This window comes from Micrococcus sp. iso_26 (genome assembly GCF_056172975.1).
Map to the genome: position 1 here is coordinate 1 of NZ_JBWBTV010000007.1, position 2,031 is coordinate 2,031.

Sequence of the window (2,031 nt, forward strand, 5' to 3'; positions counted from 1 at the left end):
CTTCTGCGAGCGACGATGAGGCCGTCCCATCCCTTGACGCCCACCGTCTGCAGGGCGGTTGCCGTCAGCTCTGGGTTTGCGGCGATGGCGTCGACGACGGCTCGCACGCCTTGCACGGATCCATCCTGGGAGGTTTCGTCGGCCACTTCGCCGTTGCGGACCACGTTGTCGATGATGATCAGCGCGCCGGGCCGGGTCAACTGGAGTGCGGCTTGTAGGTAGGTGGGGTTGTTAGGTTTGTCGGCGTCGATGAAGACCAGGTCGAACGGATCCACGTTCCCGGTGATGAGCTGTTGTGCTGAGTCGACTGCCGGACCTTGCATGACGGTGATCCGGTCGTCCACCTGGGCTCGGGTGAAGTTTGCTCGGGCGACGCTGACGTTCTGGGGTTCCAGTTCCAGCGTGACAACTTGTCCGCCGACTCCGACGGCGCGCGCGAACCAGACGGTGGAGTAGCCGGCCAGCGTGCCGAACTCGAGGACGCGCTTGGCGGCAGTGAGATGGGTGAGCAGTGCGAGGAATGCGCCTTGGTTCGGCGCCACCTCGGCGTTGGCCATGGTGGTGTGTTGTCCCGACTCGCGGGCAGCGACGAGGGCATCGTCCTCGTGGACCAACGCATGGGTGAAGTAGTCATCCACGGTGTGCCATTCAGGGGCCGCTGGGTAGCGGTTCGCAGGTGTCGCGTCGGTGGCAGGCTTGTCGCTCACGGTGTCAGCATACTCAGCGCGGACTCCGCCGCTTGCGGTCAGCGGAGGTGATGTAAAGCACGATATTCGGCAGTCCCACGATTGTCAGACACGCCCTAGCGGGCGCGGCGATCATCACCTTCACCGACCTGCCCTGGCGCGGCCTGATCGGCGCTGGCCTCTCGCTCACAGGAATAGCGCTGCTCATGGCGGGGGTCATCGCGGGAACACGCGCGAAGGAAACCCACAGCCCCGAAGGCCGGTAACCTCGGCCCACCCACCGCGGGGCTCATAGCAGTACAGCGGAGGCCACGTCGGCCATCGCCCCTGAGCTATAGCCGGCCCTCGACCCTCAGGACGGCAAGGCCCAGCGTCGTCACCCACTACACCCCCGACACGCGCGCGCCCAGCAGGCACAATCGGTCGTTTGTGGCGAGGGACCCCGCCATGCGCCGTGCGCGCCACATCCGACCCTGTCCGCCCGCCACATGACTCGCCACAACCGACCCGCCAGAGCGGCAGCCGCCCGTACGTTTCTGGCGGGCCCTGGGGCGCGCGGGAGCGCCCACCGGGACACCCAGATTTCACGCCGACCGGATCCCGCCTGATATGCGAAGAGTTCACCGCGCGTCGTGTGAACTCTTCGCTGCATCTCGACACTCGCCTTCCCTTGTGCCCTGCGCCATCGCCCGGTTGTCGAGATGCAGCGAAGATTGCACAAACGCGCGGGTATGCTGCATACCGGTTTGGGGGCCTGAGGTCTTGACACAGTCGGTGTCACCGGCCAGGGGTTCATGCTCTGCTCGCCACCCGAGCACTCCACTGGGGATCTTGACGTGCGCGCACCACGGGACTGCCATGGGTTCATGGAGAGCCCGCTGACCCCTCACCCAATCGGCGCCACGCTGTTGCCCCGTCTTCCCGGCGCGGTCCCGGTGCTGCTGGAGTTCGAGGACGTGCAGCTGGGCGGGTACGCCTGGTGGCGTGAGCGGCAGGCGCCAGCAATCCTGTTGCTGCACGGGTGGGGTGAGGACGCTTCGACCATGGCCCCGGTCGCACACCAGGTGCTCGAGCGTGGACGGCACGCGGTGAGCATCTCCCTGCGCGGCTGGCACGGTTCCACCGGCGTCGACGACTACGGGCTCAGCGCCTCCCTCGACATCTCACGAGTCCTGGCCTGGATCCGCAGGCAGCCGGACGTGGCAGGCATCGTACTGGTGGGATTCTCCATGGGAGGGCTGATGGCAGCCCTGGCCGCGGCGGATCAGCCTGCCGGGGCTCTCGACGGCGTAGTGCTGGTCAACGCCCCAGCTGAACTGCGCTCCTTCGCGCGGGACACGGCTTT

The 2,031-nt window shown here is 66.8% G+C and carries 2 protein-coding genes; one reads left to right on the forward strand and one right to left on the reverse strand.

Annotated features, from left to right (window positions below):
• Nucleotides 1-707 (reverse strand): O-methyltransferase (locus AC0VX0_RS12215; RefSeq protein WP_475452165.1); only part of this gene is annotated, 707 nt, incomplete at its 3' end.
• A gap of 845 nt (nt 708-1,552) precedes the next feature.
• On the opposite strand from AC0VX0_RS12215, the gene AC0VX0_RS12220 reads away from it, so the two are divergent.
• A partial coding sequence (locus AC0VX0_RS12220; RefSeq protein WP_475452166.1) for an alpha/beta fold hydrolase occupies nt 1,553-2,031 on the forward strand: 479 nt, incomplete at its 3' end.